Genomic DNA, 22,421 nt, shown 5'->3' with positions numbered 1-22,421 from the left:
ACAGTGCTCACAGCGCGAGAGGTTCGGGTGACATGGAGAAGACACGTACGGGTTCCTGGTGGCGCGCCCCGCGGTGGACGTGGTCGCGCCGGGACCTCACCCCTGAAGAACGACGGAATCTGCAGGCCTGTCGTGTGCCGGTGGCTGTTGTGACCGCCTCCCTGGGCGGACATGCGTACACCTATCGCGATAGGTGACCTGAGCAGACGTCCGGATCGCGGTGACGACGCTCGCCACATCGCCGTACAGTGTACGAAGTAGACTGCTGTGCACGATGTGACCGCCGAAGCGAGCTGACGATGCCGAACCCCCACCACACCCCCGCGCCACGGTGGCTCAAGCCGATGAACAAGATCTTCTTGCTGCTGCAAAGATTCGGCGGGATGAAGGAGTTGCCGGTCCTCGTCGTCGCCGGACGACGCACCGGCAAGCCGAGACGGACACCGTTGACCGTGATCGACCTGAATGGCGAGCGCTACCTGCTCGAAGGGTTTCCCGGTGCGGACTGGGCAAGCAATGTTCGCGCGGCCGACGGGGTCGCGCAGCTGTCCGACGGGGACGAGCTGCGCGATGTCCGCCTTGTCGAACTCTCCGCCGAGCAGGCCGTTCCGGTGCTTCGCGCCTGGCCGGAGCTGGCGGGTACCGACGGACCGAAGATGATGAAGAACGCGGGAGTGGTCGACGACGTGACCCCGGATGCCTTTGCCGCCGTGGCGGGACGATGCGCCGTGTTTCGCATCGATCCGCGCTGACGGCTCCGACGACAAGGAGCCCTCGGTCAGCGACGCTCCGACGCCGGCCCGATCAACTCCGCGACGATCTTCGCCGACATGACGACGAGGGGGAGGCCGCCGCCGGGATGTGATGATCCGCCGACGAGGTAGAGGCCCGGTACCGGTGAGGTGTTCGACGGCCGGAGGAACGCCGAGCGGGGTCCGTTCGACGACGAACCGTAGATCGAGCCGCCGGGTGTCTTGGTCCGGCGCTCCAGGTCGGCGGGCGTGACGATGAGGCGGTGACGCACATGGCCGGTCAGGTCCAGACCGCGATCGGCCATCACCTCGAGGATCTGATCGGCGTAGGAATCGGCCAAACCCTCTGCGTCCCAGTCGACGCCGTGCTCGGGGTCGTGGCGCGGTGCGTTCACCAGCACGAACCATGCACCCGTTCCCGGGCCGGGGGAGATCTCGGGATCGGCTGGGGCCGAGATGTACTCGGTCGGTCGCGCGACGGGACGAGGAGGCCCGCGGAACCCGAAGACCGCGTCGAACTCCTCGTCGTAGTCCTCGGCGAAGAGAACCTGGTGATGCGGCTGGGTGGGTGGGTCGTCGACGGCGAGGAGGAGTACGAACCCGGACAGTGACGGCGTGGTCCGTCGCAGGAGCGCCGCGGGCCTGCGGGCGGCGCGACGCGGCACGAGGCGGTCGTAGACCTGCCGGGCGTCGGCATTCGCGACGACCAGATCGGCCTGGCGTCGGTTGCCGTCGGTCAGCACCACGCCGTCGGCTCGGCCGTTGTGGTCCACCGAGACCCGGTCGACCTCGACGCCGAGTTCGACCCGTCCGCCGAGTTCGGTGAGACGGTCGCGCATCGCGCCCGCGATGCGGCCCAATCCTCCTCGCACGTACCATGATCCGAACGCCTGCTCGGACCACGGCACGGAGGCGAGCGCGGCCGGTGCGCGACGCGGGTCGGACCCGGTGTAGGTGGCGTAGCGGTCCAGCAGCATCCGTAGGCGCGGGTCGTCGAGGTAGCGCTCCCCGATACCGCGCAAGGTCTTCCACGGTGCGACGGTGCGCACGTCCGACGGGGTGGCGATCCCGCCGATCATCGTGCGAATGCTCATCGGTGATTCCAGGAAGGGTTCGTGAGTGACGTCCCAGACACGTTGCGCCCGTTGGAGAAACGACGACCACTGGTCGCCTCGACCGGGTCCGAGTGCAGCGTCGAGGGCGGCTGGGATGTCGTCGAGGGTTCCCGGCATGTCCAGGACGGTGCCGTCGGGGAACCGGTATCGAGCGGCAACCGGGAGTCGTTCGAGGGTCAGGGAGTCGTGAATCGACGATCCCGTCGCCGCGAAGAGTTCGTCGAACACGTGCGGCATGGTGACGAGCGAAGGGCCGGTGTCGAACACGAAACCGTCGTGTTCGATGACCCCGAGCTTGCCGCCCACGTCGTCGAACTGTTCGAGGACGGTGACGTCGTGACCGGTGGCGGCCAGACGCATGGCGACGGCCAGACCGCCGACGCCCGCGCCGATCACGATCACCCGGGTCATCGGCGGACCTCGATGGGTCGACCCTTCCACTCCAGCTCTCCGCGGTGCCGGGCCAGCGTCGAATCGACTGCGAGGCCGGTGAACACGAGGACCGACAGCGGGTGGCCGAACGCATCGGGCCACACGCGGCCGTCGGTGGTACGGGCCGCGACCGCCCGTGAGGCCACCCCGGCCAGATATCCGACGAACCCCACCCGCGAGCCGAACAGCGCTGCGGCCGCGGGGAGTACATACATCAGGCAGAGCAGCCCGGTGACGCCCAACGTGCCGCCCGGCGACCCGAAGGCGGACCACAGCGACTTGCGATAGCCCGCCCGGACCTCTCGCCAGCCGTGGTACATCCGGCAGGTGGCGACCGCGCTTCCCTCGGCCACCACGCCGCGACCACCGGCCGCCTTGATCGCGCGCAACAGCGCGATGTCCTCGAGCACGACGTCGCGCACCGCCGTGTGACCACCGGCGCGGCGATAGGCCGCGGCGTCGACGACCAGGAACTGACCGTTTGCGGCCGTGAGGGATTCGCGTGGCGACCGCTCGGCCAGGCCGAGTGGCAAGGTGCTCAGCCATGACCACTGCAGGAGCGGTTGGACAAGTCGCTCGCCGGCGCCGACCGCGACCTGCCGTGGGTAGGGGCTCACCAGGTCGAGTCCGGTGTTGCGGAGGAGGGCAAACGACGAGGTGAACGCATGTGGCTCGACCACCACGTCGGCGTCGAGGAAGATCTGGACCCCGTCGGGGAACGCCTTGTCCGCGAGTTGGGCGCAGGCCCAGTTCTTTCCGAGCCAGCCGCGCGGTGGTGCCGTGCCGCGATGAACATTCAACCGGTCGTCCAGCGAAGCGAGCCGGGCCAGCACGGCGTCCGTCCCGTCCACCGAGCCGTCGTCGAGCACGAGAATCCGGATCGGTCCGGGCCAGCGGTCGGCCGCCTCGAGGACCGCGCGCAGGCAGCGTTCGGCGGTCTCGGCCTCGTTTCGCATCGGGATGAGCACCGACAGCGGTTCCGGCGCAGGGATGTCTGCCAGCTCGGGTCGACGAACGCGGCGCGCGTTGTCGAGTGTCAGGCCCAGCGACGCGAGTGACAGCGCGGTCCCCGCGGCGACCAACGGACGCAGCAGGTCAGGAACCCGCACGGCGACTCCGGATCTCGACGACCAGAAGCGGGATCGCAATGACACCCATCAGGAGTCCGCCGGTGAGAGCGACCGACGGGCGCCCGAAGAAGACAGCGTGAGCCATCACCGAGGAGAAGTACGTCCACAGGTACGCCGTCACGGGCACGGCGTCCATTCCGGCGCGATCGGTGTCGGGGTTCTCGTCACGGCGGATCAGCAGATCCAGCGTCGCGACGATGAGGAACGAGACCAGCAGCCACCCGGCGAAATTGGTCAGCGGGATGTCGGCGACCCCGGGCAGGGCCGGTGTCGGGTACCGCCACGCCCAGTTGCCCTGATCGACCATCTGCGGGTCGAGGAACACGTCCCACGCCGTGAGGGCGTACGCTCCCACCACGGCGGTCGCGGGCCGCACCCAGCGCCCGGCCACGCCCGCCGCCCGGATCAGGCGTCGGGTCACGACCAGCGCGGGCCAGGACATCATGATCCAGGCCAGCGGGACGAGCACCGGGACGCCGAGGACCTTGAGTCCCAGACCATCGGTGTACTCGTAGGTGCCGAAGGGGAATCCGGTACTCACGCCGACGGATTCGGCGATGAGGCCGCCACCGCCGGCCACGACTGCGAGGGCGAGCGCGGCTGCGACGCCGCGGGTCGCGGCGACGTGGACGAGTGATGCCGAGGCCAGCAGGAGCACACTCGCGACGGTCAGCGGCAGGTTGCCGCCACCGGTCAGCGGGAACGCGATCTGGACACCGATCGTGGCGGCGAGCAACATCCACGCCAGGGTCACCAGCCCTCGGTTCCAGGACACGGTGCCTGCGCCTCGCGCCGGGCGCGACGACGGTTCGGAATGGTGAGAAGCGGTGCCGTCGAGGAGACTCACGCCGACCTCCCCTCGTACGTGCCGACGACATCGGTGACGGCGAGCCGGGCGAACAACTCTTCGGCGTACCAGCGCGACGGTGCGGTGCGCCGGACCGCCGACAGGTGTGCGGGGGAGCGGTAGGCGAAGTCGGTCAGATGCTGTGCCGAGTCCCAGATCGAGAACGTGCCCTGGACCCCGATCGGGAGTTCGCCGACGCCGAGCGCCAGCCGGTTTCCCTGTGCCCCGGCGAGTTCGGTCGCCACCGGCGGAACGGCACGCCAGAACGACGCCATGGTCGTGGGCCGGAGTCGAGCTCGGGTCAGCGCCGCGACCGGTCCAGCCCATGCGGTGTCGGAGCCGCGCTGCTCGGCCGGCTTCACTGTCCCGAACGGGTCGACGCGCGACCATCGCCCCTTGGATCGGATCGGTCGCATCGTGACTCGCAACTCCTCGGTGCTCGAGTCCTGCCAGCGTCGAAAGACCACCGAATCCCGTGCTGCCGACGCCGACTCGTCGTCGTGCCACACCGTGAGGGCGGCCCAGTGCTTCAGGTCGGCGCTCTCCATCGTGAACGTGCGCGCAGTGCCGGTCCCGAGGAGTTTGGCGAACCGCAGGCCGGGCGTACGACGAAGGGTCCGACGGCCGGACGACATCCGTCCGAGCGCGGGCAGGACCCGATCGACACCCCAGACGCGGAGTTCGACCGTCGGTCCGGCAGGTGCTGTCATGCGCGCCGCCACACGCAGCGCTCGATCAGCGACGTCAGCGCACTCCGGCTCGGTGGATCCATCGGGGCATCGGCGACGATGCCGAGGGCCTCCTCGGCCAGGTCGACGATGCGCTGCTCGACGCGCTCGACGGCGCCGGTGGAGGTCAGGACGTCGCGCATCCGCGCTGCGCCCTCCGCGTCGAGATCCGGGTTGCCGAGACAATCGGCCATCACACGGCGCTCCATCCGCCCCGCCGACTCCTCGGCCACCGCGATGAGCATCGTGCGCTTGCCCTCCCGCAGGTCGTCGATGGCGGGCTTGCCGGTGACCTTCTCGTCGCCGAAGACGCCCAGGATGTCATCGCGGAGTTGAAAAGCCTCGCCGGCGGTGAGGCCGATTCGATCGTAGGCCTCGAGGAGCACCGGCGAGGCGCCGGCGAGCGTGCCGCCGAGTCGTAACGGCTGACCGATCGTGTACCGCGCGCTCTTGTAGCGCAGGATGCGCGCCGTGCGGTCGGCGTCGGTGGTGTCCTCGGTCTGACTCAGCATGTCCAGGAACTGACCCGCATACGCCTCGTCGCGCATCTGCGACCAGGTGTCCCGTACGGCTCGTCGAATGTCGGCGGCCGCGTCGTCGGCGGCCGCGGCGGCGAGGTCGTCGGACCAGGACAGGCACATGTCACCGACGAGGATCGCGACGGCGGTGCCGTGGCGCTCGGCGTCCCCACGTCGCTGCGCGCGCACATGGTCATCGGCGAAGTGGCGGTGCACCGTGGGGAGGCCGCGACGGACATCGCTGTCGTCCATCACGTCGTCGTGCACCAGCGCGGCGAGATGGAACAGCTCGATCGCCGCCGCCATCTCGACGATGCCGGGAACGGTCCGGCCGTCGGCTGCGCCACGTGCCCCCCACAGGCAGAACGACGCACGCAGTCGCTTGCCGCCGCCGATCCTCGCCGACACGACGTCGATGGCGGGCGTCAGTTCCGCACCCACCTCCTGCAGTGTCGAGGCGTGACGACGGAAGTGAGCGGCCAGCACTTCTTCGACGAGTTCGAGATCGGTCGTCGAGGAGTCGATGGAGTGCAGGTCGCAGGCCGGGGAGATCGACTGTGCAGGCGGCGCCGACGAGTCGGTCATCTCGGCGGTCGGTGTCATGACGGGGCCCTTCGAGAGTCCGGGGGTGAGGCTCGGTTACCCCGTCTTCGGAGCGGCAACAGTGGATGGATGGGTGACGGCGACGTGGGGGCGTCGGCCGCGACGCGGGTCCGCGCGGTGGGTTCGCCGCACGGGAAAGGCTCGGGCCACCCTCGATCGGTCGATCATGGGTCCTGCCCGCCCCCGATGCTCGGGAACGGGCAGGACTGTGTCGAGACGTCAGGAGAGCTGGTAGACCGTCGTCCCTCCGATGGTCGTGGCCGTGTAGTTGGCGGCGACCCACTCGGAGATCTCCGAGTTGCCGCCCGGACCACCGCCGCTGTCACCGAGGTAGTAGGCGATCTCGCCGTCCTCGACGTAGGCGATGAACTGCTCGAGCGTGGGGGCCGGATCCCCGCTCCATCCACCGATCGCCATGACCGAGGTGCCAGTGGCGATCTCGATTCCGGCGGCGGATTGCGACCCGTTGGTCGCGGCCGCCCATGTTGTGGTGGTTGCTTTCAGCGCGGCAACGAGTTCGGCGTTCGACGCGGTGTCGCCACCCGGGCCGCCTGTCATCCCGCCGCCGCCTTGCGTGGCGGTGGGCGGGTTTCCCTGCTGGTCCGGACGGGCGCCGGCCTGCTGGGCGCCAGGCTGTCCGCCGTCTGCGCGACCCGCGGGGGCACTGCCCATGCCACCGCCGGGGCCAGCCATGCCGCCGCCGTCCATCGAGGTCGACACCGCGGTCGGGATCGAGCCGCTGTGAGGGGTCGCCGCGGTTGCGATCGAGAACGCTGCCGTTCCGCCGAATCCGGCGAGCGAACCCGCGATGAGTGCCACGGCGACCGCACGTCGCCAACCGCGTGCTGCACCGATGAGGAGGGCCAGCACCGAGATCGAGGCGACCACGCCGATCAGCCATCGACACCAGGTCGGGCCGAAGTCGTTGCGGTTCAACAGCACGATCGACCACGCCGCCGCCCCACCGACCATCGCCGCCAGGGCGATCCTGGCCGACCAGCGAGTGCGTCGACGCCACGCGAGCACGCCGCCGAGTCCGATGACCGCGCCGATTGCCGGCGCCAGTGCCACCGTGTAGTAGGGGTGGATCGTCCCGCTCATGAAGGAGAAGATCATCCCGGTGACCAGCAGCCAGCCGCCCCACGAGAGCACGGCCGCGGATTCGGTGCGTGTCACGGGCTGGTCGACGCGGAAGACCGGGAAGCTGCACACCACCAGGTAGCCGGCGAAGAACAGCGCGACGAGTGCGGTCGGAAGCAACCAGGAGATCTCGTTGCCCATCTCGGAACCGAAGAGTCGGTCCAGCCCGGTGGACCCACCGAAGGACCCGCCGGCTTGACCGCCGCCGCCTCCGCCGCCCCCGGAGTCACCGCTGATGCGGCCCACGCCGTTGTAGCCGAAGACGAGGTCCATGAACGTGTTGTCCGTCGAACCACCGATGTAGGGCCGTGCCGATTCGGGCACGATCATGGTGACCACCGGGAACCACAACGCAGAGACGATCAATGCGGCGGTCGCACCGACGAGGTGCGCGATCCGCTTGAGCCATCCGGTCTTCGCGAACAGCAGGTAGGCGAGCCCGAAGAACGGCAGGATCAGCAGGCCCTGCAGCATTTTGGTGAGGAAGGCGAATCCCAGGGCGATCCCGACCACGGCGAGCCACCGACCCGAGTTGGCGGCGACAGCCCGGGTCAACGCATAGGCCGCGGCGACCATCAGCAACACCAGCAATGCGTCCGGGTTGTTGAAACGGAACATCAGCGCGGCCGCGGGGGTGAACGCCAGCACGGCGCCGGCGATCAGGCCGGCCGCGGTACCCGATCGCGGGTCGCGGATCGTCCGACGCATCGTCGCGTACAGGAGCCCGACCGCGGCCACGCCCATCAGCGCCTGGGGCGCGAGAACGGCCCATGAGTTCATCCCGAAGATGCGGACGCTGAGTCCGGTCACCCACAGTGAGGCCGGCGGCTTGTCGACGGTGATGAAGTTCGATGCGTCGAGTGCACCGAAGAACCACGCCGTCCAACTCTGTGATCCGGCCTGCGCCGCAGCGGCGTAGAAGGTGTTGGCGTACCCGCTCGCAGACAGGTTCCACAGGTAGAGCACGGCGGTGGCGGCCAGGAGTCCGACGAGGCCGAGCCGTCCCCACCGTGGCCGAGCGACGACGCGTCGTCGGTGCGCCGGGGCGGCGCGATCGGACGGCGATGGCGCCGACGGTGTGTCCAGTACTGCGGTCATGGATCCTCCTCAGATCGTTCCTGTCCCAGAGTCGACGCCTCTGCCACCGTCAGCCTGGAAACCGGCTGGCAAGTTGATGTGAGCGACGGTGATCCCCGAGGGGGTGTAGCTAGTCACGACGGAAAGCGGCGACTGCCGATCTCTCGTTCAGCCGACCATGACGCGTAATGCGATGCGGCAGAGATGATCCAGTGGGGCTGGCGCCGCTCGCCGCGGTAGCCTGAGACGCATGGCTGTGGATGCAACGGTGCCCGTGGTGGCGATCGGTCTTGTCGGTGGTTTCGCGGTCGCGCGGTACAGCGGCCGGCGCGAACTCGGCGGCGTGGTTCTCGGCACGGCCGGTGCCTGGTGCACCCGCCGGTGGGCGCTGAACAAGGGGCCCGCGGTCGCGGGCGGCCTGCTGGCCGGTTACCTGGCAGCGTTCGGCGGATCGCACCCCTTGGCGAAGAAGATCGGCGCGTGGCCGTCGGTGGCGGCCGTGACGGTTGCCGCGGCAGGGGTCACCGCCGCCGCCACCCGCTGAGTGGCGCGCCCCGGCAATACCGGCCGGACGCGCATCGTCGGCACTACCATCACCACCCATGACCGCGGGATATGGGCGTGCACGGCAGAACGAGATCTACACGGCCGGTGTGCATCGGCGAAAGCCGCGCATACCAACGGATTTCGCCGAACTGGAGCGTCGAGCCAAGCGCGCGATGTCGGCGCGTGCCCGGGCCTACATAGTCGGGGGCGCCGGCGAGGGTCGCACCATGGCGGCCAACCGCGCGGCCCTCGACCGGTGGGCGATCGTGCCGCGCATCCTGCGGGACGTCTCGCAGCGGAATCTGAGCATCGACCTGTTCGGCCGGCGGTTACCTGCGCCGGTGTTGTTCGCGCCGGTCGGCGCCGGTTCGCTGGCCGCGCCCGACGCCGACGCCCTCATCGGACGGGCCGCCGCGGAACTCGGTGTTCCGTATATCTTTTCGAATCAGGCGAGCGTCTCGATGGAGGACGTCGCCGCGGCGATGGACGAGGTGAGCAGCGGCGCGCCACGCTGGTTCCAGCTGTACTGGTCCACCGACGACGATCTCGTCGACAGTCTGCTGGACCGTGCCGCGGCGATCCGCGCCGAGGCAGTCGTCGTCACCCTGGACACGACGATGCTGGGATGGCGGCCGCAGGACCTGAACCTGGGCTCGCTTCCCTTCGCGCGTGGTGAGGGCATCGCCCAGTACACCGCGGACCGCAGGTTCGTCGACATCGTCGCCGACCGGTTACGCGCCGCGACCGACGAACGTCCGGAGATCTCCCTGGGCGCGATCGCGACCCTCGTCTCGATCACCCGCAACGCACCGGGCCGGTTCCTGCAGAACCTGCGCTCGCCGCAGCCGCGGGCCGCGGTGCAGACGTTCCTCGACATCTACTCGCGACCGTCGCTGAACTGGGACGACCTCGCCGGCCTACGCGACCGCACCGCGCTGCCGATCGTGCTGAAAGGTGTGCTGCATCCCGACGACGCGCGCCGCGCGGTCGACGCCGGGGTGGACGGCATCATCGTCTCGAACCACGGCGGCCGGCAGGTCGACGGCGCGATCAGCACGATCGACGCCCTCGACACCATCGCGCCGGTGGTCGACGGCCGGATCAAGGTCCTCATCGACTCCGGGATCTACACCGGTTCCGATGTGTTCAAGGCGCTCGCCCTCGGCGCCGACGCCGCCTGCATCGGCCGACCGCACATGTACGGACTCGCGCTCGCCGGCGCCGACGGTGCCCGCGACGCGGTCGCCGACATCATCGCCGAACTGGACCTCACCCTCGGGTTGTCCGGCCACACCGACGTCGCCGACCTCGACCGCGAGGCGCTACGACGGCTGCCTTCTTGACGCTCCCTGAGGTGCGAGCGAAGCGAGCCACCTCCTGCTCCCTGAGGTGCGAGCGAAGCGAGCCACGAAGGGCATGGTGACGTGGCTCGCCAGCCCTTCGAGGCTCGTCGCTATCGCTCCTCACACCTCAGGGGGCAGTAAGAGGTCCACCTCAGGGAGCAGGATGCGCTCAGACCAGCGGGCGGCCGGTGCGCATGCGCCACCGGACGTCGGCGAGCAGCACGTTGAACGGGAACGCACGGACCCACTTCGGGGCCCGCGTGATGATGGCTCGCAGGACCGCGTTGTGCTTGTCGAAGTACAGCTCCTGCCACGGCGAGAGCTGCACGCGCATCTTGCGGCGGAAGTTCTCCGGCAGGAAGCCGATGGCCATGATCTCGAGGTGCCAGCCGAGCAACCGGGAGACTACCGGGCCGAGGAATTCTCCGCGGGCGATCGACATCAGGTATTCGCGGATGGTGTCGTCGATCTCGAGGGTCTCGACGGTGTCGTTCCAGTAGGTCTCGAAGTCCTCGCGGGTGGCGGGCCACATCTCGCGGGGGACCTGGAGGGTGGTGCCGAGAACCGCGCCGGCCTGGTATCGCTCGTCGGTCACCTCGGTGACCCCGCCGAAGATCCGGTGGACGTCCTCGGTGCCGCGGTAGAGACAGGCGGCGACCCAGAGCTGCAGCTTCGGATCGAAGGCGTTGTACTTCACCGGGCTGTCGGGGGTCGAACGAACCTGCGCATGGGCCTTACCGATGGCCTTGCGGTAGGCCTTTCGGTCCTTGGCACTACCGAGTCCGGCGACGGCGAGGTAGCTCAGCGTCGTGCGACCGCGCTTCATCGGATGCTTGAACAGGTTGCCCGAGTCGACGCGGCTCTCGTACACGCCATAACCGACCGCGGGGAGGCTGAGCTGCATGATCACGTTCGCCGCGCCCGCGATCACGCCGATGCCGAGCGGATCGAGGTCGCTGGTGGGCAGGGCGTCGAGCTCGGCCCGGCTCATCCGGGCGGTGGAGGGGAGGAACTCGGTGTCCGGCCGCTCGGCGGTGAGGAACTCCTGCACCTCGGCCGTCACGTCCGTCGACGCCTGTGGTGACAGGGCCGAACTTCCACTGGTGATAGGCTCCGTTGCCATCGAACACCCCTCCTGCTCGAAATCTGGAAACGACTGTTTCCCGTTTTATGACACACCTAACTTACCGGGGTGTCAAGATAGGAACCATGGGACGAGCACCATCGACTCCGGACGGCCGATCCGCCGCGGCGTCGGACTCGGCCGGCACGCTGCGGGCCTACGGCGGCGAGGGTGGTGACACCCGCGTCGCGCGTCGCCGCACAGCGCTGATCGATGCCGGTCTGGACCTGCTCGGCGCCGGTGACGTGGGCGCGGTGACGGTACGCGGGGTGTGTCGGCGCGCCGGGCTCACCGCCCGGTATTTCTACGAGAGCTTCGAATCGGTCGATCAGCTCGTCGGGGTCATGTACGACGAGGTCATCGAGGAGATCGCGCAGGCCAGCCTCGCCGCGTTCTCCGAGGGCTCGAGCATGCGTGCGAAGGTCGCCGGAGCGGTGGCGGCGATCGTCGATGTCATCGACGCGGACCGTCGGAAGGGTCGGCTGCTGTTCTCGCAGGCGCTGCTGAGTCCGGTCATCGCGGCCAAGCGGATGGAGTCGACCACGCTTTTCGCGGGCCTCACCCTGCAGAGCACGTCGGCGATCCTCGACGTGCACGTCGGCCCGTCCGCTGCCGTCGGTGTCGCGCACTATCAGGTCGGTGGCCTCAGTCGACTGCTGGCCGCCTGGCTCGAGGGCGACGTCGAACTGAGCAAGGCCGACGTGGTCGATCTGAGCATCGCGTTGCTGGTCTCGCCCGCCGAGATGCTGGAGAAGAGTTTGTCGCGCCGCACCGGCGATGCGGAGTAGTTCTGCGTGTGGGGATATGTTTGATGCCATGAGTGGCGGAACCGGCGAAGCAGACCTCCGTCCGGCAACGCAACCACTGGGCGGCTGGCGCGACTACGGTGAGCCCGAACTCCCGGTCCCGTTGGCGGCAGCGCTGTCCGCTTTCGCCGAGCAGGGTTACCACGGCACCTCGGTCCGGGAGATCGCGGCGCGCGCCAATCTGTCGGTGCCGGGTCTCTATCACCACTACCCCTCGAAGCAGTCGCTGCTGCAGGGGCTGCTCGAACGGACCATGACCGACCTGCTCGCGCGGTCGGAGGCGGCGATCCTCGAGGCCGGTCCCGAGCCGATCCGGCAGTTCGACGCCGTCGTCGAGTCGCTGCTGCGATTCCACATGTACCGCCGGGAACAGGCTTTCGTCGGTTCCACCGAGATCCGCAGTCTCGACGACACCTACCGGCCGACCTACATCGGACACCGGGACCGGCAACAGCGGATGGTCGACGAGATCGTCTTCGCGGGCGTCGAGGCGGGCGAATTCACCACCGAGTACCCGAAAGACGCGGCGCGTGCCGTGGCCACCATGTGCGTCGGGGTGTCCACCTGGTTCAAGCTCGACGGGCTGTTGGGTCCGGACGAACTGATCGCGCGCAATCTCCAGTTGGCCCGGGCGCTGGTCGGCTACCGACCGGACTGAGGGCGCTGGGCCGACACCGTCGTCGATCGAGCTTGACCCGGCGCGTATGGCCTGGCAAGGTATGGGACGCCGAGCGAGCGATCGGTCGGCGTTCGGGGAGCCCCACCTGCCCACGCGTTAAGGAGTCACCATGCCCATAGACCTGCGTCACGACGATGACGTGCTCGATGTGGTCGCGAAAACCGAGACCTTCGTCCGCGACTACGTCCTGCCCATCGAGGACGAGGCGGCCGGTGACATCACGGCGGCCGGTGGAGACGACATCCGTCGCGAGATGAACGCGAAGGCCAAGGAAGCCGGGATCTTCGGGCCACATGCGCCGGTCGAGTTCGGCGGCCTGGGTCTGAACATGTGCGACCGCGCCCCGGTGTTCGAGGCGGCAGGGTACTCGACCTTCGGTCCGATCGCCCTGCACATCGGAGCGCCGGACGAAGGCAACGTGCACATGCTCGCGCACATCGCGAGCGAGGAGCAGCGGCAGAAGTACCTCGCGCCGCTCGCCGCGGGCGATGTGCGTTCGGCCTTCGCGATGACCGAACCCGCACCCGGTGCCGGCTCTGATCCGAATGCCCTCCGCACCGAGGCCGTGCGGGTGGACGGTGGCTGGAAGATCAACGGCGAGAAGCACTTCATCACCGGCGCCGAAGGCGCGGGCTTCTTCATCATCATGGCGCGGACCTCGGGTGCGCCCGGCGACCGCGGCGGGGCGACGATGTTCCTCGCGCCCGCCGACACTCCCGGACTGGCCGTCGGCCGGCACATCAACACCATCGACAAGGCGATGATCGGCGGTCACTGTGAGGTGAGCTTCACCGACGTCTTCGTGCCCGACGAGGACATCCTCGGCGAGGTGAACGAGGGTTACCGGTACGCGCAGGTCCGGCTCGGGCCTGCCCGCATGACCCACGTGATGCGGTGGCTCGGTTCGGCAAAGCGCTGCCAGGACGTCGCCGTCGATTATGTGGCGCGCCGTGAGGGATTCGGCGGGCGTCTGGGAGACCTGGGCATGATCCAGCAGCTGGTCGCCGACAACGAGATCGACCTGGCCGCGACCCGCGCGCTGCTGCTCAAGGCATGTCACGAGCTCGATCTGGGCAACCACGCCTCCGACGAGACGTCCATCGCCAAGACTTTTGCCGCCGAAGCATATTCGCGAGTCGCCGATCGCAGCATCCAGATGTGCGGCGGACTCGGTGTCTCTGCCGACCTGCCCCTGGCGCGTCTGTCGCAGGAGCTCCGGCCGTTCCGCATCTACGACGGCCCGTCCGAGGTCCACCGGTGGGCGATCGCCCGTCGCGCCGTCGGGCGCGCGAAGAAGGCCCAGCAGGCGCTGGAGGCCAAGGCATCGGCGGATGCCCGATGACCGCCGTGGACGCTGCGCTGGACCGGGACCGACTGCGCCGGTTGCTGATCGACAACGGGGTCGAACCCGCGGGCGAACTCTCGATCGACCTCATCAGCGGCGGCAAGTCCAATCTCACGTATACGGTCACCGACGGTGTGACCACCTGGGTGGCTCGCCGTCCACCGACCGGTGGACTCACGCCGTCTGCGCACGACATGGGGCGCGAGTGGGCGGTCACCAGCGCGCTGCAGTCGACGTCGGTGCCGGTTGCACGCACGGTGGCGTTCGATGCCGACGGTTCGACGATCGGCGCGCCGTGCACCGTCGTGGAATTCGTCGACGGCCGTGTCGTCCGGACCGCTGACGATCTTGATGCGTACTCCGACGACGAGGTCGCCCGCAATCTCGATGCACTCGTGCAGACCCTCGCCGACCTGCACGCCGTGGACTACCGCGAGGTCGGTCTCGGAGAGTTCGGGCGCCCGGCCGGTTTCGCCGCGCGTCAGGTGAAATTGTGGGCCCGCCAGTGGGGACACGTGAAGACACGTGAGCTCCCCGATGTCGAGCGACTCGTTGATGCGCTCACCGACCGCGTACCGGAACAGGCACGAGAGTCCGTGGTGCACGGCGACTTCCGGATCGACAACACGATCGTGGACGCCGACGACCCGTCCCGCATCGCGGCGGTCGTCGACTGGGAGATGTCGACCCTCGGCGACCCGCTGACCGACGTCGCGCTGATGTGCGCGTACCGAATCGGCGCCTTCGATCAGGTCCTCGGGTTCTCCGCGGCCTGGACCAGCGACCGGTACGCATCGGTGGATGAGATCGCTCAGAAATACTCCACGGCGACCGGTTCTGATCTCGGTGACTGGGATTTCTACCTCGGTTTGGCCAATCTGAAACTCGGCGTGATCGCCGAGGGCATCACCTACCGCGCGCTCTCGGGTGCATCGTCGGGGGACGGCGCCGAGAAGGCGGGCGAGTCCACGGCGACGTTCATCGCCGAGGGATTGCGCCACATCGGCTGATCGAGCCATGACGTCGTCAGAACACATCGCGCGGGTCCGCGCAGTCGAGGGGGTAACCGCATGAGCGAGTCGAGCACGAACCGGTCCGCGCTGGTGACCGGGGCGTCGAGGGGGATCGGTGCGGCCATCGCCGACCGGTTCGCCGCCGACGGCTGGGACCTCACCATCAGTGCCCGTGGCCGAGAGGCGTTGGAGAAGAAGGCTGCCGAGCTTCTCGAGCGCGGCGCCGGGCGGGTCGAGGTCGTGCCCGCGGACATGACCGACGCGGAGTCGATCAGCGCACTGGGTGCAGCCCACGCGAGGGCGTTCGGGCGGTTCGACGCGTTGATCATCAATGCCGGCATGGGGTCGAAGGGCATGATCGCGGACCTCCCGGTCAAGCGGTTCGACCGCCTCTACGAGGTCAACGTCCGCGCGCCCTACGTGCTGCTGCAGTCGGCGCTGCCTGCGCTGCGTGCGACCGCACAGGCTCATGGGAGTGCGAAAGTCATTGCCGTGGCGTCGATCACGGGCGTCTATCCGGAGCCGGAACTGTCCGCCTACGGCGCGACCAAGGCGGCGCTCATCTCGTTGTGCGAGACGTTCAACCTGGAAGAGTCGCGCGGAGGTGTCAGCGCCACGACGATCGCACCGGGTTACGTCAACACCGACATGACCGACTGGCTCAAGGATCGCATTCCCGCCGAGGAGATGATCACGGCCGGTGACATCGCGGTGATCGCCCACTCGATCACGCAACTGTCGCGGTTCGCGGTGCTCCCGAATGTCGTCATCACCCGCCCCGGAGAGAACCTGCACCGGGCGTAGGTTTCACCGACTCGAGGGTCTAGCCCTGCGTTACCGGGCCCTTCGAGGCTCGTCGACCTCGACGCGCTCCTTCGTCGCTTGCTCGGCCCGGCGGCTATCGCTCCTCGTACCTCAGGGAGCAGAGGGGGCGCTTCGCTCGCACCTCAGGGATCAGTGGCTCTGTCACTCACTTGGTTTGGGGAGCATTGGGTCAGCGGAACGTCGCGATCCCGCCGTCGCGGTCCGACAGGTGACCGTGCTCGTTGAACGACACCACCGAGACGCCGCTGCGGCCGACGATCAGTTTGCTGATCGAGGCGTTGACCATCGTGCGGGCCATCGCCGGCCAGGTGTCGTCGGGGATACCCCATAGTTGGGCGATCCACTGCGTGATGGTGCCTGCCGAGGACACCACGAGCACCGTCTGACCCGATCCGGCGAGTTCGGTGGCACGCGCGGCGGCATCGGAGACCCGGGCCTTGAACTGGGGGTAGCTCTCGGCGGGACCGCCGTCGAGAGCGGGCGCTGCGTCGTGCTCGCCGGCCGCGATCCACGCCGCGAGCCCCTTGTCGAGCTGTTCCTGGTAGCTGCGGCCGTCGCGGTACATCTCCGGCGTGGCCTCACCGACCAGCGCGGGCAGCGAATATTCGTTCCAGCCGGGGTCGACATGTGGCTGGGGTCGGTCGGTGTCGAACGCTCCGAGCACGCCGCTCAGCGTCTGTTGCTGTCTCGGGAGGTCGCCGCTGGCGGCTGCGGTGAAGGCGTCGATCTGTCCGGCGAGGAATCCACCGGACAGGGCGGCCTGCGTCGCCCCTGCCGTGGTGAGACCACCGGGTCCGTTGCTGAGGTCGTCGGCGGCGTCGGCGATGCCGTAGGCCAATGCGTTCGCCTGACCATGACGAACCAGATAGATCACACCCATTCCTGCACCCTATGTCGGCTTCGATGAGTTCGAGGCGCCGGGCCGGTCAGTATCCCTGACCCCCCGACATGTCTGGAGTGCGCCTGTGACGCCGATGCTGTTCGTCAACCTGCCCGTCGTGGACGTTGCGCGGTCGCGCCGGTTCTTCGGCACGCTCGGGTTTCACTTCGACGAGATCTTCTGCGACGCGGGGAGTGCCTGCATGATGATCAACGACTCGGCGATGGTCGTGCTCATGCAGCGACGACGATTCGCGGGGTACGCGGCGGGGACCGTCGCCGATCCGGCGGCCGGTCGCGAGTCGTTGTTGGCGATCTCCGCGGACAGTCGAGCACACGCAGACCGGCTCGCCGATGCGGCGCTCGGGTGCGGCGGCAGTGCACTACGAGCGGCGGAAGATCTGGGCTTCATGTACTGCCGTAGCTTCTGTGACCCGGATGGTCATGCCTGGGAGGTCGTGTGGATGGACCCGTCGCAGATCCCGCAGACCGCAGTCGACTGACCGCACGACCCTCGGGCCGAGGTCAGTGCCAGGGGCTCGCCGTGGAACGTGCCGGTGCGTCGTACGGAGTCGCCGGGAGCCCGAAGCGCGCGAAGTCGGCTTCCATGTCGGCACTGAAGAAGGCGACGACATGGCTGACCTTCTGCGTGGCGGCGTCGACCTCGAGCACCTGGAGCTGGAACGGACGGTGGACGCCGTCGGGTTCGCGCATGTACAACCCGTACGCGGGCTGTCCGTTGGCGGTGGTGGGCAACAGGATCTGATCGCCGGCCTTCTCGGCCGGGCAATTGCGGCGGATGAGGGTTCCGATGTTCTCCGCGCCCTGGTACCAGCCGGTGAAGGGCGGCATCTCCCAGATCGCTTTGTCGGTGAACAGTTCGACCATGGCGTCGACGTCGTAGCGCTCGAAGGCCGACACATAGCGTGCCAGGAGTTCGCGCTTCGCATCGTCGTCGAGTGTCGCCGCGGCGCCGTCTCCGGCCGAATCCTGTTGCGGCCGTGCGGTCTTGACCTGCTCACGAGCCCGCTGCAGCAGGCTGTTCACGGTGGCGGTCGTGACACCGATGGTGTCGGCGACCTCGGCGGCGCGCCACTGCAGCACGTCGCGCAGGATGAGGACTGCCCGTTGCCGCTCGGGCAGATGCTGCAGTGCGGCGATGAACGCGAGTCGGACCGATTCGCGGGCGCCGACCACGTATGCGGGGTCCGCGTCGTCGCCGGGCGCGATCTCGTCGGTGGTGCCGGCGTACGGCTCGAGCCAGGGCACCTCGTGGTTCTGCAACAGGTCGTCCGTGGGGTCGAAGGCGTCGCCGCCGAGGCCGGAGGGAAGTGGCCGCCGCTGCGAACTCTGTAGAGCCGTCAAGCACGTGTTGGTCGCGATCTTGTGCAGCCAGGTGCGCACGGATGCCCGATGGTCGAACTTCGCGTAGCCGCGCCATGCTCGGAGGAAGGTCTCCTGGGCGAGGTCCTCGGCGTCGTGATGGGAGCCGGTCATCCGGTAGCAGTGCGCAATGATCTCGCGCCGGAACGGCTCGCTGACCTCGAGGAACTCGGCGTCGGTCACGGCGCCGGACTCAGCCGCGGGAGTGGTTGTGGTCATGCTCACAATCTACCGGGGTGCACCGACAGGCTCGACCCGAGTGGCCAAGCCGACCACGGTCCGCTTCTCCTCGGTCCGCAGGTCGGACCACCGGACGCCGAACGGGTTCGAATCAGGGTGAGTGCAACCCCTGTCCGTGCCGCGCCACGGGCCTATTCTCGCCGGTGGACGCGTGTGCGACCGGTCGTCGACGCCCATGAGCGAGGGCCGGACGGGCTTGCCGGTGCGGGGTCGCGTTGCTAGCTTGATCCGCATGACAAGTGCCGACCACAGCCTCACGGAGGTCACCTATGTGACCACCGCGCTGGGTTGTCGTCTGCCGCTTGCACGCGTTCTCTGTTGTTGCCGTCGAATGCGCTGACCGACCCCCGCCGAGTCAATCTCCTCCCCGGGGCGTCGTTTCTCGAGTCTCTTCTCAGAGCACCAGCTTCCGGCTTCCGCCCCGCGACCCGCGGAGTCTTTCGACGAGGACGATCATGACCGCCACACTGCCCGAACTCTCCACCCGCACCCTGCGCACCGCCCCCGCCTCTCCTGTCCGGCGTCAGCCGGTCACCCGCGCGGTGCGTCGCGCTCCTCTGGGCACCCGCCAGCCCGTACCGTTGACTTCCGTACCGCCGACTCGGACCCCGGGTCCGGTCGCCGACCGACGCGGACCAGTGAAGGGGGACCAGCGGGTGCACGTCGCAACGCCGCGCCTGGAGTTGTCGACCAAACCCGCGGCACTCGTCCTCCGGGCCGCCCGACTGTCCGGCCCGCTGTTCCGCGACGACGCGGCCGAGCGCACCGGGCTCAGCATCTCCACGGTCAATCGTCAGGTGAGCGCGCTGCTGAAGGCGGGCCTGATCCGTGAACGGGCCGACCTCGCGCCGTCGGGCGCCATCGGACGGCCGCGGTTGCCCTTCGAGGTCAACATCTCCGAGTTCCTCACGCTGGGCATCCACATCGGCTACAAGGTCACCGCGATCACGACCCACGACCTGCTGCACCGCGTCGTCGGTGCCATCCAGATCCCGACCCCGCACGCCGACTCGCCGGAGGAAGCGCTCACCGCCATCGGCGTCAGCGCCCGGCGTTTCGCCGAGCGCTGGACGGGCCGGCGGGTGCTGTGGGTGGGCGTCGCGCTCGGTGGACGCGTGGCCGACGGCGGTGTCGTCGACCACCCCCGGCTCGGCTGGGAGGGTGCCCAGGTCGGCCGGACGATCGCCGAGGCCGTCGGACTGCCCGTGTCGGTGGCGTCCCACGTGGAGGCGATGGCCGCCGCCGAACTCGTACTCAATCCCGACGATCAGCAGTCGAGCTTCCTCTACTTCTACGCGCGCGAGATGCTCGGCATCGCCTTCAGCGTCGGCGGGACCGTGCACACCCCGACCGCCGGTCCGCCGGTGATCGGGCACTTCCCGACAGGCTCGACAACTCTGCTCGATCCGAATCGGACCGGTCGTCTGGAACCCGCGGTCAGCGACACCGGTGTCGTGGAAGCAGCTCGGGCGCTTGGTCTCTCGGTGGTCGACGTCGAGGACGTGCATGCTCTGGCGCGCAACGGTGACGTGACGGCGCGTCGTCTGCTCGAAGAGCGCGCGGAGGTGCTCGGACGGACAGTCGGGCTCATCGCCGACATCTTCAACCCGGACCACATCATCCTGGGCGGTCAGGCCTTCACCGACTACGCGGCCGGACTGCCCACGGTGGCTCGTGCCGTGCGGGAGACCTCGATAGTGTCCAAACGCGATGTGCGCGTCTCCCATTCGGGGGCGACCGTGCAGCAGCAGGCCGCCGGCGCGGTATCGCTCGACGCGATATACAGCGACCCGCTGCAGGCAATCACGTTGACTGCCTGAGCGGGTCGCGTCGACGAACCCCGGTCGGGTGGTGGGTCAGTCCGAGGTTCGTTTGTTGTAGGCGCGCAGCGCGAACGGACCGAAGATCAGCGTCAGCGCAACCGTCCAGATCAGGGTGGCCACAACCGGATACTGCATGGGGAGCGCCGCGTCCGAACCGAAGGCCGGGCCGTTGCCCCACAGCACACGCAACGACTGGACCAGTGACGACATCGGATTCCATTCGGCGATCGTCCGCAGCCAGGTGGGCATCGGTTCGGTCGGGACGAACGCGTTCGACAGGAACGTGATCGGGAACAGGACCGAGAACATGAAGCCGTTGACGGCCTCGACGGTCCGCAGCCACGATCCGATGAGGATGCCGAACCAGATCATCGCGAAGCCGAACAGCAGGAGCAGCGCGAACGCGAGGACCGCCTCACCGAACGAGCCGCGGATCCGCCAGCCGATGGCCAAGCCGGTCACAGCCATGACGACGATGCCGATCGAGCTGTGCAGCAGGCTCGCGATACTGCGTCCGATCAGCACCGACGACCGTTGGATGGGCAGTGATCGGAACCGGTCGATGATGCCCTTCTCCAGGTCGGCGGTGATACCGGTGGACACGATGAACGCGGTGAACACGATCGTCTGGCCCATGATGCCCGGGAGCAGGAACTCTTTGTACGACGCCGAGTCGGTCTGGATCGACGCGCCGAACACGTAGGCGAACAGCAGCACGAACATGATCGGCTGGATGGTGACATCGGAGAGCATCTCCGGCATCCGCTTGGTGTGGATCATGTTGCGCTTGACCATGATCCAGGCCTGTTGCCAGATCGTGGTCGGGTGGATCCGCGGCTTGTCCGCGACCACCGCGTGGGTGTGTGCCGTGGTCGTCATCAGGAACGCTCCTCGTCGGTGGTGTTGTCGGTGTCCTCGGCGTTGCTGGACTCCTCCGCACGGTGGCCGGTGAGCGAGAGGAAGACGTCGTCGAGGCTCGGACGGGAGAGCCCGAAGTCGTCGACGGCGATGCCGCTCTCGTCGAACCAGGCCGCAACGCGCGGCAGGTCGCCCAGGCCGGCGGCGGCGGTCGTGAGCCGGCGGGCCGCCACGTCGACGAACACCTCCGCACCGTTCTTGCGCAGCAGGGCCTCCGCGGCGGGTAGATCGTCGGCGTGCGAAACGGTCAGCACCAGGCTGGCCGAGCCCGCCTGCTCCTTGAGTTGCAGTGACGTGCCGTGCGCGATGATCGTGCCCTTGTCGATGACGACGATGTCGTCGGCGAGCTGATCTGCTTCCTCGAGATACTGCGTCGTGAGCAGCAACGTGGTGCCGTCTGCGACGAGTTCGCGCAGGACCTCCCAGAGTTCGGAGCGGCTGCGCGGGTCGAGGCCGGTTGTCGGCTCGTCGAGGAAGAGCACCGGCGGCGTGGCCAGCAGACTGACCGCGAGGTCGAGTCGACGACGCATGCCGCCGGAGTACGACTTGACCTGTTTGTCACCGGCGTCGGCGAGCGAGAACTGCTCGAGGAGCTCGTCGGATCGTCGCGCGAGGGTCTTGCGTCCGATGCCGTAAAGGCCGCCGATCATGCGCAGGTTCTCGCGACCCGTCAGGATCTCGTCGACCGTGGCGGCCTGTCCGGTCAGGCCCATGTTCTGCCGGACCATACCGGGTTGCTCGCGGACGTCGTAGCCTGCGATGCGCGCCGTGCCGCTCGTGGGTGGTGAGAGCGTGGTCATCATGCGGACGGTGGTGGTCTTGCCCGCGCCGTTGGGGCCGAGCAGGCCGAGCACGGAGCCTCGCGGCACGGTGAAACTCACACCGTCGACCGCCGTGAAATCGCCGAAGCGTTTCACCAGGTCGATGGCTTCGATGGCGACGTCGGACGTCGCGACTTCTCCCGGTGCGGTGGCGGGAACTGTGACTGAGCTCATGATTCTCCACGGTATCTATGGGGTGTGACAGCCGCGACCGAATTTCGTGGCGTTCGGGTGACGTCGGGGAACAATTCAGGGCACCTTCGGGGTGTGGTGGTCATCGTCGAGAGGTCAGACCGTCCTCCCGCACCGAACTCATCGGTATCGGCACCAGGAAT

At 68.4% G+C, this 22,421-nt stretch carries 21 protein-coding genes; 10 read left to right on the top strand and 11 right to left on the bottom strand.

The features are described from left to right. The first annotated feature begins 299 nt into the window (after nucleotides 1-299). On the top strand, nucleotides 300-752 hold the full coding sequence (locus ABIC25_RS13920; RefSeq protein WP_354561909.1) for a nitroreductase/quinone reductase family protein: 453 nt from the start codon (nucleotides 300-302) through the stop codon (nucleotides 750-752). A gap of 26 nt (nucleotides 753-778) precedes the next feature. Here the strand turns inward: ABIC25_RS13920 and ABIC25_RS13915 are convergent, their stop codons facing one another. The 6 genes from ABIC25_RS13915 to ABIC25_RS13890 all read right to left on the bottom strand — a co-directional run bounded on the left by ABIC25_RS13915 (nucleotide 779) and on the right by ABIC25_RS13890 (nucleotide 8,363). Beyond that, nucleotides 779-2,278, bottom strand: a complete 1,500-nt coding sequence (locus tag ABIC25_RS13915; protein ID WP_354561908.1) for a phytoene desaturase family protein — start codon at nucleotides 2,276-2,278, stop codon at nucleotides 779-781. Then, nucleotides 2,275-3,408 carry a glycosyltransferase family 2 protein gene (locus tag ABIC25_RS13910; protein ID WP_354561907.1) on the bottom strand — a complete coding sequence of 378 codons (1,134 nt, stop codon included), beginning with the start codon at nucleotides 3,406-3,408 and terminating at the stop codon, nucleotides 2,275-2,277. The genes ABIC25_RS13915 and ABIC25_RS13910 overlap by 4 nt, the downstream gene beginning before the upstream one ends. Continuing rightward, a complete protein-coding gene (locus ABIC25_RS13905; protein WP_354561906.1) occupies nucleotides 3,395-4,276 on the bottom strand; it encodes a carotenoid biosynthesis protein in 882 nt (293 codons plus the stop codon). Before ABIC25_RS13905 ends, ABIC25_RS13910 begins: the two co-directional genes overlap by 14 nt. Then, a complete protein-coding gene (locus ABIC25_RS13900) occupies nucleotides 4,273-4,986 on the bottom strand; it encodes a monooxygenase (protein WP_239402344.1) in 714 nt (237 codons plus the stop codon). Before ABIC25_RS13900 ends, ABIC25_RS13905 begins: the two co-directional genes overlap by 4 nt. Further along, a complete protein-coding gene (locus ABIC25_RS13895) occupies nucleotides 4,983-6,125 on the bottom strand; it encodes a polyprenyl synthetase family protein (protein ID WP_354561905.1) in 1,143 nt (380 codons plus the stop codon). The genes ABIC25_RS13900 and ABIC25_RS13895 overlap by 4 nt, the downstream gene beginning before the upstream one ends. A gap of 219 nt (nucleotides 6,126-6,344) precedes the next feature. After that, a complete protein-coding gene (locus ABIC25_RS13890; RefSeq protein WP_354561904.1) occupies nucleotides 6,345-8,363 on the bottom strand; it encodes an ArnT family glycosyltransferase in 2,019 nt (672 codons plus the stop codon). 229 nt (nucleotides 8,364-8,592) lie between these two features. Here ABIC25_RS13890 and ABIC25_RS13885 point away from each other — a divergent pair, with 229 nt between their 5' ends. Continuing rightward, the gene (locus ABIC25_RS13885) at nucleotides 8,593-8,886 is read left to right on the top strand and encodes a hypothetical protein (RefSeq protein ID WP_180819344.1); all 294 of its coding nucleotides are present in this window, start codon (nucleotides 8,593-8,595) and stop codon (nucleotides 8,884-8,886) included. A gap of 58 nt (nucleotides 8,887-8,944) precedes the next feature. Then, nucleotides 8,945-10,231, top strand: coding sequence for an alpha-hydroxy-acid oxidizing protein (locus ABIC25_RS13880; RefSeq protein WP_354561903.1), 1,287 nt, complete (start codon nucleotides 8,945-8,947; stop codon nucleotides 10,229-10,231). Between the two features lie 169 nt (nucleotides 10,232-10,400). On the opposite strand, the gene ABIC25_RS13875 is transcribed toward ABIC25_RS13880, so the two are convergent. Further along, nucleotides 10,401-11,354, bottom strand: a complete 954-nt coding sequence (locus ABIC25_RS13875; protein WP_248643936.1) for an oxygenase MpaB family protein — start codon at nucleotides 11,352-11,354, stop codon at nucleotides 10,401-10,403. An 86-nt stretch (nucleotides 11,355-11,440) separates the two neighbouring features. On the opposite strand from ABIC25_RS13875, the gene ABIC25_RS13870 reads away from it, so the two are divergent. The 5 genes from ABIC25_RS13870 (at nucleotide 11,441) to ABIC25_RS13850 (ending at nucleotide 16,001) form a co-directional block, all read left to right on the top strand. Beyond that, nucleotides 11,441-12,142 carry a TetR/AcrR family transcriptional regulator gene (locus ABIC25_RS13870; protein WP_004018987.1) on the top strand — a complete coding sequence of 234 codons (702 nt, stop codon included), beginning with the start codon at nucleotides 11,441-11,443 and terminating at the stop codon, nucleotides 12,140-12,142. Between the two features lie 28 nt (nucleotides 12,143-12,170). Next, nucleotides 12,171-12,818, top strand: coding sequence for a TetR/AcrR family transcriptional regulator (locus ABIC25_RS13865; protein ID WP_004018986.1), 648 nt, complete (start codon nucleotides 12,171-12,173; stop codon nucleotides 12,816-12,818). A gap of 130 nt (nucleotides 12,819-12,948) precedes the next feature. Further along, a complete protein-coding gene (locus ABIC25_RS13860) occupies nucleotides 12,949-14,181 on the top strand; it encodes an acyl-CoA dehydrogenase family protein (RefSeq protein WP_354561902.1) in 1,233 nt (410 codons plus the stop codon). Then, the gene (locus ABIC25_RS13855; RefSeq protein ID WP_239402339.1) at nucleotides 14,178-15,194 is read left to right on the top strand and encodes a phosphotransferase family protein; all 1,017 of its coding nucleotides are present in this window, start codon (nucleotides 14,178-14,180) and stop codon (nucleotides 15,192-15,194) included. Before ABIC25_RS13860 ends, ABIC25_RS13855 begins: the two co-directional genes overlap by 4 nt. Nucleotides 15,195-15,254: 60 nt before the next feature. After that, nucleotides 15,255-16,001 (top strand): SDR family NAD(P)-dependent oxidoreductase, encoded by a 747-nt coding sequence (locus ABIC25_RS13850; RefSeq protein ID WP_354561900.1) that lies wholly within the window; start codon nucleotides 15,255-15,257, stop codon nucleotides 15,999-16,001. 190 nt (nucleotides 16,002-16,191) lie between these two features. Here ABIC25_RS13850 and ABIC25_RS13845 read toward each other — a convergent pair whose 3' ends face one another. Beyond that, nucleotides 16,192-16,902 carry a histidine phosphatase family protein gene (locus tag ABIC25_RS13845; RefSeq protein WP_354561898.1) on the bottom strand — a complete coding sequence of 237 codons (711 nt, stop codon included), beginning with the start codon at nucleotides 16,900-16,902 and terminating at the stop codon, nucleotides 16,192-16,194. Between the two features lie 85 nt (nucleotides 16,903-16,987). Between ABIC25_RS13845 and ABIC25_RS13840 the strand changes: the two genes are divergently transcribed. Next, the gene (locus ABIC25_RS13840; protein WP_064570487.1) at nucleotides 16,988-17,404 is read left to right on the top strand and encodes a VOC family protein; all 417 of its coding nucleotides are present in this window, start codon (nucleotides 16,988-16,990) and stop codon (nucleotides 17,402-17,404) included. Nucleotides 17,405-17,426: 22 nt separating this feature from the next. Here the strand turns inward: ABIC25_RS13840 and ABIC25_RS13835 are convergent, their stop codons facing one another. Next, complete coding sequence (locus ABIC25_RS13835; RefSeq protein WP_354561896.1) at nucleotides 17,427-18,503, bottom strand: sigma-70 family RNA polymerase sigma factor; 1,077 nt, start codon at nucleotides 18,501-18,503, stop codon at nucleotides 17,427-17,429. A 677-nt stretch (nucleotides 18,504-19,180) separates the two neighbouring features. On the opposite strand from ABIC25_RS13835, the gene ABIC25_RS13830 reads away from it, so the two are divergent. Next, complete coding sequence (locus ABIC25_RS13830; protein WP_033206251.1) at nucleotides 19,181-20,344, top strand: ROK family transcriptional regulator; 1,164 nt, start codon at nucleotides 19,181-19,183, stop codon at nucleotides 20,342-20,344. Between the two features lie 36 nt (nucleotides 20,345-20,380). On the opposite strand, the gene ABIC25_RS13825 is transcribed toward ABIC25_RS13830, so the two are convergent. Further along, a complete protein-coding gene (locus ABIC25_RS13825) occupies nucleotides 20,381-21,226 on the bottom strand; it encodes an ABC transporter permease (RefSeq protein WP_004018977.1) in 846 nt (281 codons plus the stop codon). Continuing rightward, nucleotides 21,226-22,260 carry an ATP-binding cassette domain-containing protein gene (locus tag ABIC25_RS13820; protein ID WP_004018976.1) on the bottom strand — a complete coding sequence of 345 codons (1,035 nt, stop codon included), beginning with the start codon at nucleotides 22,258-22,260 and terminating at the stop codon, nucleotides 21,226-21,228. Before ABIC25_RS13820 ends, ABIC25_RS13825 begins: the two co-directional genes overlap by 1 nt. Nucleotides 22,261-22,421: the final 161 nt, after the last annotated feature.

It is taken from the genome of Gordonia sp. PvP123 (assembly GCF_040547295.1).
Lineage (GTDB): Bacteria > Actinomycetota > Actinomycetes > Mycobacteriales > Mycobacteriaceae > Gordonia > Gordonia terrae.
Note: the sequence above shows the minus strand (reverse complement) of the source record. Positions and strands in the feature narration are given on the sequence as shown.

Coding starts and splice junctions, on each gene's coding strand:
- ABIC25_RS13920 (WP_354561909.1), top strand. CDS start 300: ATGCCGAACCCCCACCACACCCCCGCGCCACGGTGGCTCAAGCCGATG.
- ABIC25_RS13875 (WP_248643936.1), bottom strand. CDS start 11,354: ATGGCAACGGAGCCTATCACCAGTGGAAGTTCGGCCCTGTCACCACAG.
- ABIC25_RS13865 (WP_004018986.1), top strand. CDS start 12,171: ATGAGTGGCGGAACCGGCGAAGCAGACCTCCGTCCGGCAACGCAACCA.
- ABIC25_RS13880 (WP_354561903.1), top strand. CDS start 8,945: ATGACCGCGGGATATGGGCGTGCACGGCAGAACGAGATCTACACGGCC.
- ABIC25_RS13860 (WP_354561902.1), top strand. CDS start 12,949: ATGCCCATAGACCTGCGTCACGACGATGACGTGCTCGATGTGGTCGCG.
- ABIC25_RS13855 (WP_239402339.1), top strand. CDS start 14,178: ATGACCGCCGTGGACGCTGCGCTGGACCGGGACCGACTGCGCCGGTTG.
- ABIC25_RS13900 (WP_239402344.1), bottom strand. CDS start 4,986: ATGACAGCACCTGCCGGACCGACGGTCGAACTCCGCGTCTGGGGTGTC.
- ABIC25_RS13895 (WP_354561905.1), bottom strand. CDS start 6,125: ATGACACCGACCGCCGAGATGACCGACTCGTCGGCGCCGCCTGCACAG.
- ABIC25_RS13845 (WP_354561898.1), bottom strand. CDS start 16,902: ATGGGTGTGATCTATCTGGTTCGTCATGGTCAGGCGAACGCATTGGCC.
- ABIC25_RS13820 (WP_004018976.1), bottom strand. CDS start 22,260: ATGAGCTCAGTCACAGTTCCCGCCACCGCACCGGGAGAAGTCGCGACG.
- ABIC25_RS13825 (WP_004018977.1), bottom strand. CDS start 21,226: ATGACGACCACGGCACACACCCACGCGGTGGTCGCGGACAAGCCGCGG.
- ABIC25_RS13850 (WP_354561900.1), top strand. CDS start 15,255: ATGAGCGAGTCGAGCACGAACCGGTCCGCGCTGGTGACCGGGGCGTCG.
- ABIC25_RS13870 (WP_004018987.1), top strand. CDS start 11,441: ATGGGACGAGCACCATCGACTCCGGACGGCCGATCCGCCGCGGCGTCG.
- ABIC25_RS13835 (WP_354561896.1), bottom strand. CDS start 18,503: ATGACCACAACCACTCCCGCGGCTGAGTCCGGCGCCGTGACCGACGCC.
- ABIC25_RS13885 (WP_180819344.1), top strand. CDS start 8,593: ATGGCTGTGGATGCAACGGTGCCCGTGGTGGCGATCGGTCTTGTCGGT.
- ABIC25_RS13890 (WP_354561904.1), bottom strand. CDS start 8,363: ATGACCGCAGTACTGGACACACCGTCGGCGCCATCGCCGTCCGATCGC.
- ABIC25_RS13915 (WP_354561908.1), bottom strand. CDS start 2,278: ATGACCCGGGTGATCGTGATCGGCGCGGGCGTCGGCGGTCTGGCCGTC.